This is a genomic window from Micromonospora sp. NPDC050980, from assembly GCF_040653835.1.
In the GTDB taxonomy this organism is placed as follows: domain Bacteria; phylum Actinomycetota; class Actinomycetes; order Mycobacteriales; family Micromonosporaceae; genus Micromonospora.
In genome coordinates, this window is the sequence record NZ_JBFAGS010000010.1 from 1 (window position 1) to 13819 (window position 13819).

Below are 13819 nucleotides of genomic sequence, written 5' to 3' on the forward strand. Positions count from 1 at the left end.
GAATGACGGTGGCCGCCCGGCCGTTACACCCGGTCCCGGCGCCGCGACGAGGCCCCTGCCCCGCGAGCGTCGGACACCCGGCACACCTCGCGTCGCGGACCCCCCGGGCCCTCCGCGACCACGCCGGGCCCCCCGAAGTCTTGTGCGCCTGACGGTGCCCGCGCCCGCCCCCGCGGGTGTGTCGACCCCCGAATGGAGCCCCCTGATGAACACGATCCTGCGTAAGAGCATCCTGGGTGTCGCTGGTCTGGCCTTCACCGGTGGCGTGTTCGCCGGTCCGATCGCCGCGCACGCCGAGCCCGTGCACGCCGCCGGTAAGCCGGTCACGGCCGCCGCGGTGCAGGGCGCGCAGTCGCGCATCGACCTGAACGACGAGCAGACCGCGAACGTCGAGGCGATCATCGCCGCGACGAAGAAGGCCGGCCTGCCCGAGCGGGCCGCGGTCATCTCGATCGCCACCAGCCTGCAGGAGTCGAAGCTGGAGAACCTGGGCCACCTCGGCGACCGCAACGACCACGACTCGCTGGGCCTGTTCCAGCAGCGCCCGTCGAGCGGCTGGGGCACCCCGGAGCAGATCACCGACCCCGAACACTCCACCCTCGCCTTCCTCAAGGGGCTGAAGCAGGTCGACGGCTGGCAGGACATGCCCCTGACCGACGCCGCGCAGACCGTGCAGGTCTCCGCCTACCCCGACGCCTACGCCCAGTGGGAGCAGCAGGCCACCGACCTCGTCCACCAGCACTGGAACAAGTAAGCAGACACACCGAAGGCCGGCACCCCAGCAAAGGGGTGCCGGCCTTCGACGTGTCGGTCGTCCGGCACCCCCGCTACAGGGTGCCGCCCAGGCGCGTCAACGCCGCATTCAGGTTGGTCAGGTCGTTCTGCTGGGTGTTCTTCATGACCTGGGCGACCGCCAGCACGTCGTCGTCGTGCCCTTCGGCCAGGATCCCGTCGATCATGTGCACCCCGCCGATGTGGTGACGGATCATCAACTGGAGGAACAGCACGTCGAAGTCCCGGCCGCTGGCGGCCCGGAGCTTCGCCATCTCGTCGGCGGTGGCCATGCCCGGCATCAGGCCGTCCTTCACCAACTCGGCGCCGCCCGGCATCCACGCCATCGGGGCCCGCTCGCCGGTCGGGTCCAGATTCCAGGAGCGCAGCCAGGTCTGCATGGTGCCGATCTCGCCCTGCTGCCCGGTGGCGATGTCCACGCCGACCTGGCGCACCTCCGCGTCCTGACCCTGGCGGAACGCCATCAGCCCCATGGCCACCGCCTGGTTGTGGTGGGCGGTCATGTCCCGGGCGAACCCGGCCTCGGCCGAGTTGTCGCCCGGACGGGTCAGCGCGGGGGTGAGCAGGCCGCCCGCGTACCCGAGGAGCAGCCCGACCACGACGGCGGCGGCCACGGCCAGCAGGCCGTAGCGGCGCACCGCCGGCCGGCCGCCCCCGTCGGCGGCCGGCGTCTCGTCGGCGGACGCGCTGTCGGTGGTCACCGGAGCGGTCATCGCGGCGTCCTCACTGGGTCGGCTGCTCGGGCATGTTGTTCGCCAGGTTGTCGCGCGGGGTGGTGCCGGTGGCGGTCACGCCCTGGTCGCAGAGCGCGTTCGGGCCCTCGATCGACGCGTTCACCCGCAGCGTCTTGATGAAGTCGTCGATCCGGCCGTCGTCGGCGTCGTCGACCTTGAGCTGGTAGCCCCACGCCTGCAGCGAGATCGGCTTGTCCAGCCCCTCGTACGGGCTGAGCATCAGCTTCTCCTTGCCCTGCACCTTGCTCTTGAGCTTCGCCACCTGGTCGGCGGGCAGGTCGGGTCGGTAGGTGATCCAGACGGTGCCGTGCTCCAGGCTGTGCACCGCGTGCTCGTTGGCGATCGGGGCGTTGTAGACGTCGCCCATGCAGTTCTGCCAGGCCTGGTTGTGCGGGCCGGCGACCGGCGGCAACACGTCGTACTTGATCGTGCCGGGCTGGTGGTTGCCGCCCTTGACCAGGTCCTTGTCCTTCTTGCGGAAGTCGACGATGCCGTTGATCGCGTCCGCCCGCTTCTGCCACGGCTGAGCGCCCTGGTAGACCGACCAGGCGCCAATGCCGATGATGGCGACGGCGAGCACGCCGACCGCGGCGAAGAGCGCGATCGGACCCCACGAGCGACCCTGGCTCACCTTCACCGGGGTCACCGGCTTGCGGCCCTTGCCCCCGGCGCCCGGCCGTGGCGCGCCCTTGCCGCCGGTGGGCTTGCCGGCACCGGCCTTGGCGGCGGGCTTGTCCGCAGCCGCGGGCCGGCCGGCGGCCGGCTTCTTGCCGGTGCTGACCACGGTGGGACGGCGTTCCGGGCCGCCCGGGGTGCTGATGCTCATCGTGCCTCGTCAGGTCGGTCGGTCAGGGGAGCGCGGGTCCCGTTCACATGCTGGGTCGCCGCCGCGGTGCCCGAGTCTACCCCCGATAACATGGTTCGGTGACTCCCGCAGAACTCGCCGAGGTCGTCCTCGCCGCAGCCCACGCCGTCCTCGACGAACGGGGTCTGGACCGCGCCGCGCTGCCCGCGCAGACCACCGTCGAGCGACCCCGCAACCCCGATCACGGCGACTACGCCTCCACGCTGGCGCTCCAGCTCAGCAAGAAGATCGGGGTGCCCCCGCGGGAGCTGGCCGGCGCGCTGGCCGAGCAACTCGGCAAGGCGCCGGGGGTCAAGTCGGTGGAGATCGCCGGCCCGGGCTTCCTGAACATCCGGCTCGACGCCGCCGCCGCCGGTCAGCTCGCCAAGGTCATCGTCGAGGCGGGCCCGGCGTACGGGCGCAGCGACACCCTGGCCGGGCAGCGGATCAACCTGGAGTTCGTCTCGGCGAACCCGACCGGCCCGGTGCACATCGGCGGCGTCCGCTGGGCGGCCGTCGGCGACGCGCTCAGCCGCCTGCTCCGCGCCACCGGGGCCGACGTGGGCACGGAATACTACTTCAACGACGCCGGTTCCCAGATCGACCGGTTCGCCCGCTCCCTGCTGGCCGCCGCGAAGGGCGAGCCCGCGCCGGAGGACGGCTACGGCGGCGCCTACGTCGCGGAGATCGCCACCGAGGTCGTCGCCCGCCGGCCCGAGGTGCGCGAGCTGGACGACGCCGCCGCGCAGGAGGTCTTCCGGGTCGAGGGCGTCCAGCTCATGTTCGCCGAGATCAAGTCATCGCTGCGCGACTTCGGCGTCGAGTTCGACACCTACTTCAACGAGAAGGACCTGCACGACCGGGGCGAGCTGGAGGCGGCGCTGACCCGGCTGCGCGAGCAGGGGCACGTCTTCGAGTCCGAGGACGCGACCTGGCTGCGCACCACCGACTTCGGCGACGACAAGGACCGGGTGCTGCGCAAGTCCAACGGCGAGTGGACCTACTTCGCCGCCGACTGCGCCTACTACCTGGACAAGCGGGAGCGCGGCTTCGAGCGCGTGGTGATCATGCTGGGCGCCGACCACCACGGCTACCTCGGCCGGATGAAGGCGATGGCCGCCTGCTTCGGCGACGACCCGGCGCGCACCCTGGAGATCCTCATCGGCCAGCTGGTCAACCTGGTCCGCGACGGCGCCCCGGTGCGGATGAGCAAGCGGGCCGGCACCGTGGTCACCCTGGAGGACCTGGTCGACGCGATCGGCGTGGACGCCGCCCGCTACGCGTTGGCCCGCTACTCCAGCGACTCGCCGATCGACATCGACGTGGAGCTGTGGACCCGGGCCACCCGCGACAACCCGGTCTACTACGTCCAGTACGTGGCCGCCCGCACCGCGAGCGTCAACCGCAACGCCGCCGAGGTGGGACTGACCCGGGGCGACGCCGCCGACTTCCGCGCCGAGCTGCTCGACCACGAGAAGGAGAACGAGCTGCTCAAGGCGCTGGCCGAGTTCCCCGACGTGGTCGCCTCGGCGGCCGAGCTGCGCGGGCCGCACCACGTCGCCCGCTATCTGGAACGGCTGTCCGCCGCCTACCACCGGTTCTACGACAACTGCCGGATCCTGCCGCGCGGCGACGAGGAGGTCACCGACCGGCACCGGGCCCGGCTCTGGCTCAACGACGCCACCCGGGTCGTCATCGCCAACGGCCTGCGCCTGGTCGGCGTCTCGGCCCCGGAGAGGATGTGACCCCCGATGCGCGCGCATGAGGCCGGCGCCCTGCACGGCGACATCGGCAACCGGGGGCCCGCCTGGCTGCGTACCCCGGTCGACGTCAACTCCCTGGTGCCGCGACTGTGGCCGCGCCACGTGGCACGCGGCCCGGCCGGCGCGCTGACCGTGGCCGGGCTGGACGTCCGCGACCTGGCCGCCGAGTTCGGCACCCCGGCCTACCTGCTGGACGAGGACGACCTGCGCGGCCGTTGCCGCGAGTTCCGGGCCGCCTTTGCAGACGCGGACGTCTACTACGCCGGCAAGGCGTTCCTCTGCCGGGCCGTGGTCCGCATGATCGCCGAGGAGGGCATGTTCCTCGACGTCTGCACCGGCGGTGAGCTGGCCACCGCGCTGTCCGCCGGAATGCCCCCGGAGCGGATCGGCTTCCACGGCAACAACAAGTCGATGGCCGAGCTGACCCGGGCGGTGGACGCCGGGGTGGGCCGGATCATCGTCGACTCGTCCACCGAGATCGACCAGCTCACCGCGCTGGCCCGGGAGCGGGGGGTACGCCCCCGGGTGCTGCTCCGGGTCACCGTCGGGGTGGAGGCGCACACCCACGAGTTCATCGCCACCGCCCACGAGGACCAGAAGTTCGGCTTCTCGCTGGCCGGCGGCACGGCCGCCGCGGCGGCGTTCCGGATCCTCGACGAGGACGTGCTGGAGCTGCGCGGGCTGCACTCGCACATCGGCTCGCAGATCTTCGACGCCAGCGGCTTCGAGGTCTCCGCCCGCCGGGTGCTCGCCCTGCAGGCGCAGATCCGTGACGCCCGCGGCGTGGAGCTGCCCGAGCTGGACCTGGGCGGCGGCTTCGGCATCGCGTACACCACCCAGGACGACCCGGCCTCGCCGCACGACCTGGCCAAGCGACTCCGCAGGATCGTCGACGGCGAGTGCGCGGCGGAGAACCTGGCCGTGCCGCACCTCTCCGTCGAGCCCGGCCGGGCGATCGTCGGCCCGGCCGTGTTCACGCTCTACCAGGTCGGCACCGTCAAGGACCTGGACGGCCTGCGGACCTACGTGAGCGTCGACGGCGGGATGAGTGACAACATCCGCACCGCGCTCTACGACGCCTCCTACTCGGCCACCGTGGCCAACCGCTCGTCCGCGGCCCCGCCGTTGCTCGCCCGGGTGGTGGGAAAGCACTGTGAGTCCGGGGACATCGTGGTGAAGGATGAATTCCTGCCCGCCGACGTGCAGCCCGGAGATCTTGTCGCGGTGCCCGGCACCGGGGCCTACTGCCGGAGCATGGCCAGCAACTACAACCATGTGCCGCGCCCCCCGGTCGTCGCCGTCCGTGACGGTTCGGCCCGGGTGATCGTTCGTCGGGAGACGGAAGACGACCTGCTCGCATTGGATGTCGGATGACCTCACCTGTTCGCTTGGCGTTGCTCGGCTGCGGCACGGTCGGCGGCGACGTGGTGCGCCTGCTGCACGAGCAGTCGGCCGACCTCGCCGCCCGGATCGGCGCGCCACTGGAGATCGCCGGCATCGCCGTTCGCCGGCTCGGCCGGGACCGCGGCGACCTGCCGGTCGACGAGAGCCTGTTCACCACCGACCCGCTGGGGCTGATCAAGCGGGACGACGTGGACGTGGTGGTGGAGGTGGTCGGCGGCATCGAGCCGGCCCGCGGCTGGCTGGTCGAGGCGCTGCGCGCCGGCAAGAGCGTGGTCACCGCCAACAAGGCGCTGCTCGCCGAGGACGGCGCCGCGCTGCACGACGCCGCCGCCGAGGGCGGCGCCGACCTCTACTACGAGGCGAGCGTCGCCGGGGCCATCCCGCTGCTGCGCCCGCTGCGCGAGTCGCTGCACGGCGACCGGATCACCCGGGTCACCGGCATCGTCAACGGCACCACCAACTTCATCCTCTCCGCCATGGACGCGACGGGCGCCGGCTTCGCCGAGGCGCTGGAGGAGGCCACCGAGCTGGGCTACGCGGAGGCCGACCCGACGGCCGACGTGGAGGGTTTCGACGCCGCCGCCAAGGCGGCCATCCTCGCCTCGCTGGCGTTCCACACCCGGGTCACCGCCGCCGACGTGCACCGCGAGGGCATCACCGAGGTGACCGCCGCCGACGTGGCCAGCGCCAAGGCGATGGGCTGCACGATCAAGCTGCTCTGCATCGCCGCCCGGGGCGTCGACGCGGCCGGGCACGAGACCGTCAACGTGCGGGTGCACCCCGCGATGATCCCGCTGACCCACCCGCTCGCCCGCGTCGGCGACGCGTTCAACGCGGTCTTCGTCGAGGCCGACGCCGCCGGGCAGCTCATGTTCTACGGCCGGGGCGCGGGCGGCGCGCCCACCGCCAGCGCCGTCCTCGGCGACGTGGTCGCGGTCGCCCGCAACCGCATCGCCGGGGTGCGTCAGGCCAGCGAGTCGGCGTACGCGGACCTGCCGGTGCGGCCGATGGGGGAGGCGCTCACCCGCTACCACATCAGCCTCGACGTGGCCGACCGGCCGGGCGTGCTGGCATCGGTGGCCGGGGTGTTCGCCCGGCACGAGGTCTCCATCGCCACCGTGCGACAGGGCCCCGCGGGCGGCGACGCCGAGCTGGTCATCGTCACCCACGTCGCGCCGGACGCCGCGCTCGCGGCCACCGTGCGGGAGCTGCGCGGGCTGGACACCGTCCGCTCGGTCACCAGCGTGTTGCGGGTCGAGGGCGGCGCGTAACCCCGCCGTCCCGCCTGATGGTTAGGGCAGGGTGTGGCGCAGGCCGTCGGGGCAGGCTGGGCCACGCTGGTGGCAGGACCCGTGACCGGGACGACGGAGGCGAGGCGCGACATGTGGCGAGGGCTGATCGAGGCGTACCGGGACCGGCTGCCGATCACCGCCGCCACTCCCGTCGTGACCCTGCACGAGGGGAACACGCCGCTGCTGCCGGCGCCGGTGCTCTCCGCCCGGGTCGGCGCCGACGTGTGGCTCAAGGTCGAGGGCGCGAACCCGACCGGCTCGTTCAAGGACCGGGGCATGACGGTCGCCGTCTCGAAGGCCGTCGAGGGCGGGGACAAGGCGATCATCTGTGCCTCCACCGGCAACACCAGCGCCTCGGCCGCCGCGTACGCGGCCCGCGCCGGGATCACCTGCGCGGTGCTCGTGCCGCAGGGCAAGATCGCGTTGGGCAAGTTGGCCCAGGCGCTCGTGCACGGCGCGAAGCTGCTCCAGGTGCAGGGCAACTTCGACGACTGTCTGGCACTGGCCGGCAAGCTCGCCCAGGACTTCCCGGTCGCGCTGGTCAACTCCGTCAACATCTACCGGCTGCACGGGCAGAAGACGGCGGCCTTCGAGATCGTCGAGGCGCTCGGCGACGCGCCCGACATCCACTGCCTGCCGGTCGGCAACGCCGGCAACATCTCCGCCTACTGGATGGGCTACTGCGAGGACCTGGGTGACGGCAACACCACGAAGACCCCCCGGATGTACGGCTTCCAGGCGGCCGGCGCGGCCCCGATCGTCACCGGCCAGATGGTGCCCGAGCCGTCCACCATCGCCACCGCCATCCGGATCGGCAACCCGGCGAGCTGGACCAAGGCCATCGACGCGCGGGACGCCTCCGAGGGGCTGATCTCCGCGGTCACCGACCGGGAGATCCTGTCCGCCTACCGGCTGCTGGCCCGCGAGGTCGGGGTCTTCGTCGAGCTGGGCAGCGCGGCCAGCGTGGCCGGCCTGCTCCAACAAGCCGACCAGGGTAGGGTGCCGGCCGGGTCGCGGGTGGTGTGCACCGTCACCGGGCACGGCCTGAAGGACCCGGAGTGGGCGATCTCGACGGCTCCCGCACCGCTCACCATCGCCAACGACGCGATCGCCGCGGCGCGCGCCCTCGACCTGGCCTGACCGGTCCCGGTCCCGGCCTGGCGCGGGCGGCCGGGCCGGCAGTGGCGGCCCGGGGCGCGCGGTGCGGGCCGGGACCGGCAGGGGCGGCCGGGGACAGCCGGGGCTCGGGTTCTTGTCGAGGTCCTGGCGACAGGGAGGGCGGGAAGCCCGGGGCGGCTGCGGGGCGCGTGGACAGGTGCGGCAGACTCAGGACACCCCGCAGACCCCTCGTCAGGAGTGACCAACGCCCATGTCGTTGCTCGCCAGATTCAGCCTTGCCAATCGGGGCCTGATCGCCCTGATCGCGTTGGTGACCGCGGCGTTCGGCGCGTTCGCCGTGCCGTCGCTCAAGCAGCAACTGCTGCCGTCGCTGGAGTTCCCCGCCGCGTTCATCGTGGCGCCCTATCCGGGCGCCGCACCGGAGATCGTCGAGTCGCAGGTCGCCGAGCCGATCGAAAACAGCCTCCAGGGCATCCCCGGGCTGGAGAAGGTCACCTCCACCTCCCGTGAGGGAGCGGTCACCGTCCAGGTGCAGTACGAGTTCGGCACCGACCTGGACGACGTGGTCAACAAGATGGAGACCGCGCTCAACCGCGCCCAGCTCCCCGAGGGCGTCGACCCGCAGGTGATTGCCGGCAGCACGGACGACCTGCCCGCCGTGGTGGTGGCCGCGACCGGCGACGGCGACGAGCGGGCGCTGGCCGAGAAGCTGCGCGCCACTGTGGTGCCGGAGCTGGAGGGGCTGGACGGGGTCCGCTCGGTGGACGTCACCGGTGCCCGCGACCAGGTGGTGGCGATCACGCCGGACCCGGCGAAGCTGGCCGCCGCCCGGGTGGCGCCGACCGCCATCGCGCAGGCGCTGAAGACGAACGGGGTGGCGGTGCCGGCGGGCGCGCTGGCCGACGGCGACCGGTCCCTGCCGGTGCAGGTCGGCACTGCGATCCGCACCGTGGACGACCTGCGCGGCATCGTGCTCACCACGGCGCCCGCCACGCCGGTGCGCCTCGGTGACGTGGCCCGGGTGGAGCAACAGCTCGCCCCCGCGACGTCGTTCACCCGCACCAACGGCAAGCCGAGCCTCGGCATCGCGGTCACCGCGAGCCCGGACGGCAACGCGGTCGGCATCTCGCACGACATCCGGGACCGGCTGGACGACCTGGAGGCCGCCTCCGGCGCGGAGCTGACCGTGGTCTTCGACCAGGCCCCGTTCGTCGAGCGGTCCATCGAGAGCCTCACCACCGAGGGCCTGCTCGGCCTGCTGATGGCGGTGGTGGTGATCCTGGTGTTCCTGCTCTCGGTCCGTTCGACGGTGGTCACCGCGGTCTCCATCCCGCTGTCGGTGCTGGTCGCGTTGATCGTGCTCTGGGCCGGCGACTACTCGCTGAACCTGCTCACGCTCGGCGCGCTGACCATCGCGGTCGGCCGGGTGGTCGACGACTCGATCGTGGTGCTGGAGAACATCAAACGGCACCTGGAGTACGGCGAGCCGAAGGGCGAGGCGATCCTGACCGCGGTCCGTGAGGTGGCCGGCGCGGTGACCGCCTCCACCCTCACCACGGTCGCCGTGTTCGCGCCGATCGCCCTGGTGGGCGGCTTCGTCGGGCAGCTCTTCGCGCCGTTCGCGATCACCGTGACGGTGGCCCTGCTGGCCTCGCTGCTGGTGTCGCTGACCGTCATCCCGGTGCTGGCCTACTGGTTCTTGCGGCCCCGGCGGCGCGCGGACGACGACGCCGCCCGCCACGCGGCCGAGAAGAAGGAACTGCGCAGCCCGTTGCAGCGGGCGTACCTGCCGGTGATCGGGTTCGCCACCCGGTCGCGCCGGAGCCGGTGGGCCACCGTGGCGCTCGGCCTGGTGGTGCTGCTGGGCACGTTCGGCCTGGCCCAGAAGCTGGAGACGAACTTCCTGGACGACTCCGGCCAGGACACGCTCGCCATCCGTCAGGAGATGCCGGCCGGCACCGGGCTCGCCGGCACCGACCGGGCCGCCGCCCGGGTCGAGGAGATCCTGCGGCGTACGCCGGGGGTCGAGACCTATCAGGTCAGCGCCGGTGGCGGGGACACCCCGTGGGACGGGGGCGGCGGCAGCAACAGCGCCTCCTGGTCGCTGGCGCTCTCCGACGACACCGACGCCGCCGCCGTGCGGCAGGAACTGCGCAAGGAGTTCGACGCGCTCGGCACGGAGGTCGGCGAGCTGACCTTCGGCGGCGGGCAGAACGCCTCCGCCAACCAGGTCGAGGTGGTGGTGCAGGCCGCCGACCAGGACACCCTGGCCCGGGCGGCGGAGGAGGTCCGGGCCGCGATGGCGGGCACGGCGGGCGTCGAGGACGTCACCTCCAGCCTGGCCACCCGGGTGCCCCGGGTGGAGGTGACGGTGGATCGGGTCGCCGCGGCTCGTGCCGGCCTCACCGAGGCGGCCGTCGGGCAACTCGTGGCGCAGACGTACCGTGGGGTGCCGCTCGGCCAGGTCACCCTGGACGGGACCGCGCAGGACGTGGTGCTGAGCACCGGGGCCCGGCCGCCGGCGACGGTGGCCGAGCTGCGGGCGCTGCGGGTGGGGCCGGTGACGCTGGACGCGATCGCCGACGTGGAACAGGTCGACGGCCCGCAGCAGGTGACCCGGATCGACGGTGCGCGCAGCGTCTCGGTGACCGGCACGGCGACCGGCTCGAACCTCGGCGCCACCACCCAGCAGCTCCAGCAGAAGCTCGACGCGTTGGACGTGCCGGGCGCCACGTACGTCATCGGCGGGGTGAGCGCCGACCAGGCGGACGCGTTCGCGGATCTCGGCCTGGCCGTGCTGGCCGCCATCGCGATCGTCTTCCTGATCATGGTGGCCACGTTCCGCAGCCTGACCCAGGCGCTGATCCTGCTGATCTCGGTGCCCTTCGCGGCGACCGGCGCGATCGCGCTGCTGCTGGCCACCGGGACGCCGTTGGGCGTACCGGCGCTGATCGGCGTGCTCATGCTGGTCGGCATCGTGGTGACAAACGCGATCGTGCTGCTCGATCTGATCAACCAGTACCGGGCGCGGGGCATGGGTGTCACCGAGGCGGTGGTCGAGGGCGGCCGGCGGCGGTTGCGGCCGATCCTGATGACCGCGGTCGCCACCGTGTTCGCGCTGCTGCCGATGGCGTTCGGCCTGACCGGTGAGGGTGGTTTCATCTCGAAGCCGCTGGCCGTCGTGGTGATCGGTGGTCTGCTCAGCTCGACGCTGCTGACGCTGGTCCTGGTGCCGACGCTCTACACGATGGTGGAGCACACCAAGGGGTCGCTGCGGGCCCGCCGGGACCGCCGCCGCGGCGCCCCGGCGCCCGTCGAGGCGACCGAGCCGGTCGAGCCGGTCGAGGCTTCGACGCCGGTGCCGGTCGGCGGCGGGGACGGCCCGGCCACGCCGCCGGCCCGCCCCTCCGGGGCGTTGATCGACGGCACGGACCAGTTCGAGGTGCTCCGCCTGCCGAAGAGCCGCCGTTCCCCCCTGCCCCCGACGGAGTGAAAGGAGTGGCCCCCGCAGCGGGCCGGTAGGGTGCCGGCGTGTCACCCACCTTCTCGGTCCTCGTCCGCAACCGCGACTTCCGGCACCTGTTCCTCGCCGAGCTGGTCGTCTTCGGCGCCGACTGGTTCGTCATGGTGCCGCTGCTGGTGCTCCTGCCGGACCTGACCGGCAGCGGGGTCTGGGGTGCGCTGGTGCTCGCCGTGGACACCGGCACCACCGCGCTGCTGTTGCCGTACGCCGGCACCATCGCCGACCGGTTCGACCGCCGCCGGGTCATGATGACGGCCAACGTGGCCGCGCTCGCCGGCGTCCTGCTGCTGCTCGGCGTCCGCTCCGGTCGTACGGCGTGGCTGGCGCTGGTAGCCATCGCGGTCGTGGCGGTGGCGAAGGCGTTCTACTCGCCGGCCGCCCAGGCCGCACTGCCCAATGTGGTCGACCCGGCGGACCTGGCGGCGGCCAACGCGGTCGCCGGCTCGGCCTGGGGCACGATGACCGTGGTCGGCGCCTCGCTGGGCGGCATCCTCAGCGCCGCTTCCGGGCCGTACGCCAGTTTCTGGGTGGCCGCCGCGGGGCTGGCCGGGGCGGCGGTGCTGGCCGCGCTGATCCGCCGGCCCCTCCAGGCGCCCCGCGATCCGGCGGCGGCCGTGCCGCGCACGCTGGCGGCGATCCGCGAGGCGCTCGGCTACATCGTCCACCGGCCGCGGGTGCTGGCGTTGGTCACGGTGAAGTCGGCGGTCGGCCTGGGCAACGGCGTGTTGACCGTCTTCCCGCTGCTCGCCGGCGTCTACGGCGTCGGCGCGGCCGGCGCCGGCCTGCTCTTCGCGGCCCGGGGCGCGGGGGCGCTGGTCGGCCCGATCCTGATGCGGCGGGTGCTCAGCAACCGGGCCTGGCTGCTCACCGGCCTCGCGCTGTCCATGTCGCTGTACGGCCTGGCGTACCTCGGCGCCTCGGCGGTGTCCTGGTTCCCGCTGGTGCTGGTCCTGGTGTTCCTGGCTCACCTGGGCGGCGGCAGCAACTGGGTGCTGTCCAACTACGCCCTGCAGGGCGAGGTGCCGGACCGGCTGCGCGGGCGGGTCTTCGCCACCGACATGATGTTGGCCACGCTGGCCATCGCGGTCAGCCAACTGGTGGTGGCGCTGGTGGTGGACCGGGTGGACGAGCGCAGCGTGCTGGCCGGGTGCGGCCTGGTCACCGTCGTCTACGCGATCGGCTGGCGCTTCGCCACCCGGCGTCTCTCCCTGACCGACCCGGCCGGTGCGCCGGCTCCCGGAGGGGCGGGCTGACCGGTGGGTTCCCAGGCTGCGGGCAGGTCCGGTGGGTGGTCGTAGCCAGGCCATAGCATGGGCCGGTGCCGACCACTCTCGCCTCCGCACCGGTCCGGGTCCGGGTGCCCGCGACCAGCGCCAACCTCGGCCCCGGCTTCGACGCACTCGGGCTGGCCCTCGGCCGGCACGACGATGTCACCGCCGAGGTGACCGACGGCGGCGTCCGGGTGGCGGTGACCGGCGAGGGTGCCGGTGAGCTGCCGTCGGACGACCGACACCTGGTGGTTACCGCCATGCGGGCCGCGTTCGACGTGCTCGGCGCGCAGCCCGCCGGCCTGGCACTGGAGTGCGTCAACCGGATCCCGCAGGCCCGCGGGCTCGGCTCGTCCTCGGCGGCGATCGTGGCCGGGGTGCTGGCGGCCCGCGCGCTGGTGGCCGACGGCGAGCAGCTGCTGGACGACGACGCGGCGCTGCGGCTGGCGGCGGAGCTGGAGGGGCATCCGGACAACGTGGCCCCCTGCCTGCTCGGCGGCTTCACCATCGCCTGGACGGAGCCGACCGGCGCTCGGGCGGTGTCGCTGCCGGTGGCGCCGGCCGTCCGTCCCACCGTCTTCGTGCCGGCCGAGCGGGGTCTGACCTCGGTGGCCCGGGCCGCGTTGCCGGCGACCGTGCCGCACGCCGACGCGGCGTCCAACGCCGGGCGGGCCGCCCTGCTGGTGCACGCGCTGACCGCCGACCCGGGCCTGTTGCTGCCGGCGACCGTCGATCGCCTGCACCAGGAGCAGCGGGCCCCGGGGATGCCCGGCACCACCAGACTGGTCGCTGAGCTGCGTGCGGTTGGTGTGGCCGCAGTGGTCAGCGGGGCGGGGCCGACGGTGCTGGCGCTCTCCGACGTGCCGGCCGGGTTCGAGGCGGGAACAGATTGGCACCGGTGGGAGTTGCCGACAGATGTCAGCGGAGCCCGGGTTTTCCGGGGTAGACTTTGACACGCCGAGCGGGACCCTGTTGCCGCAGGTCGGAAGAGTTGATTACGCTCTAGACCGAGCACAGCCGCGAAGCATGCGATCTTCCTGCGGTTCGGCGCACCCCCGAAGCTCTCGGCGGTCAGCCCGT

Annotated in this window: 10 protein-coding genes; 8 read left to right on the plus strand and 2 right to left on the minus strand. The window is 73.1% G+C overall.

The window, feature by feature from the left end; all coding sequences use genetic code 11:
* Positions 1 to 205: 205 nt before the first annotated feature.
* Complete coding sequence (locus tag AB0H28_RS16845; RefSeq protein ID WP_358040298.1) at positions 206 to 754, plus strand: hypothetical protein; 549 nt, start codon at positions 206 to 208, stop codon at positions 752 to 754.
* A gap of 73 nt (positions 755 to 827) precedes the next feature.
* Here AB0H28_RS16845 and AB0H28_RS16850 read toward each other — a convergent pair whose 3' ends face one another.
* Positions 828 to 1505, minus strand: coding sequence for a DUF305 domain-containing protein (locus AB0H28_RS16850; protein WP_358040301.1), 678 nt, complete (start codon positions 1503 to 1505; stop codon positions 828 to 830).
* Positions 1506 to 1515: 10 nt separating this feature from the next.
* Positions 1516 to 2352: a DUF3105 domain-containing protein gene (locus tag AB0H28_RS16855; protein ID WP_358040303.1), complete on the minus strand. Its 837-nt coding sequence runs from the start codon at positions 2350 to 2352 to the stop codon at positions 1516 to 1518.
* A 98-nt stretch (positions 2353 to 2450) separates the two neighbouring features.
* Here AB0H28_RS16855 and argS point away from each other — a divergent pair, with 98 nt between their 5' ends.
* The 7 genes from argS to thrB all read left to right on the plus strand — a co-directional run bounded on the left by argS (position 2451) and on the right by thrB (position 13692).
* Positions 2451 to 4115 (plus strand): arginine--tRNA ligase, encoded by a 1665-nt coding sequence (gene argS / locus AB0H28_RS16860; RefSeq protein ID WP_358040306.1) that lies wholly within the window; start codon positions 2451 to 2453, stop codon positions 4113 to 4115.
* A gap of 6 nt (positions 4116 to 4121) precedes the next feature.
* Positions 4122 to 5507 (plus strand): diaminopimelate decarboxylase, encoded by a 1386-nt coding sequence (lysA, locus tag AB0H28_RS16865; RefSeq protein WP_358040309.1) that lies wholly within the window; start codon positions 4122 to 4124, stop codon positions 5505 to 5507.
* A complete protein-coding gene (locus tag AB0H28_RS16870; protein WP_358040312.1) occupies positions 5504 to 6808 on the plus strand; it encodes a homoserine dehydrogenase in 1305 nt (434 codons plus the stop codon). Before lysA ends, AB0H28_RS16870 begins: the two co-directional genes overlap by 4 nt.
* Positions 6809 to 6919: 111 nt before the next feature.
* Positions 6920 to 7969 (plus strand): threonine synthase, encoded by a 1050-nt coding sequence (thrC, locus tag AB0H28_RS16875; RefSeq protein ID WP_358040845.1) that lies wholly within the window; start codon positions 6920 to 6922, stop codon positions 7967 to 7969.
* 229 nt (positions 7970 to 8198) lie between these two features.
* Positions 8199 to 11441, plus strand: coding sequence for an efflux RND transporter permease subunit (locus AB0H28_RS16880; protein WP_358040314.1), 3243 nt, complete (start codon positions 8199 to 8201; stop codon positions 11439 to 11441).
* 38 nt (positions 11442 to 11479) lie between these two features.
* On the plus strand, positions 11480 to 12724 hold the full coding sequence (locus tag AB0H28_RS16885) for an MFS transporter (RefSeq protein ID WP_358040317.1): 1245 nt from the start codon (positions 11480 to 11482) through the stop codon (positions 12722 to 12724).
* Positions 12725 to 12789: 65 nt separating this feature from the next.
* Positions 12790 to 13692 carry a homoserine kinase gene (gene thrB, locus AB0H28_RS16890; RefSeq protein ID WP_358040319.1) on the plus strand — a complete coding sequence of 301 codons (903 nt, stop codon included), beginning with the start codon at positions 12790 to 12792 and terminating at the stop codon, positions 13690 to 13692.
* Positions 13693 to 13819: the final 127 nt, after the last annotated feature.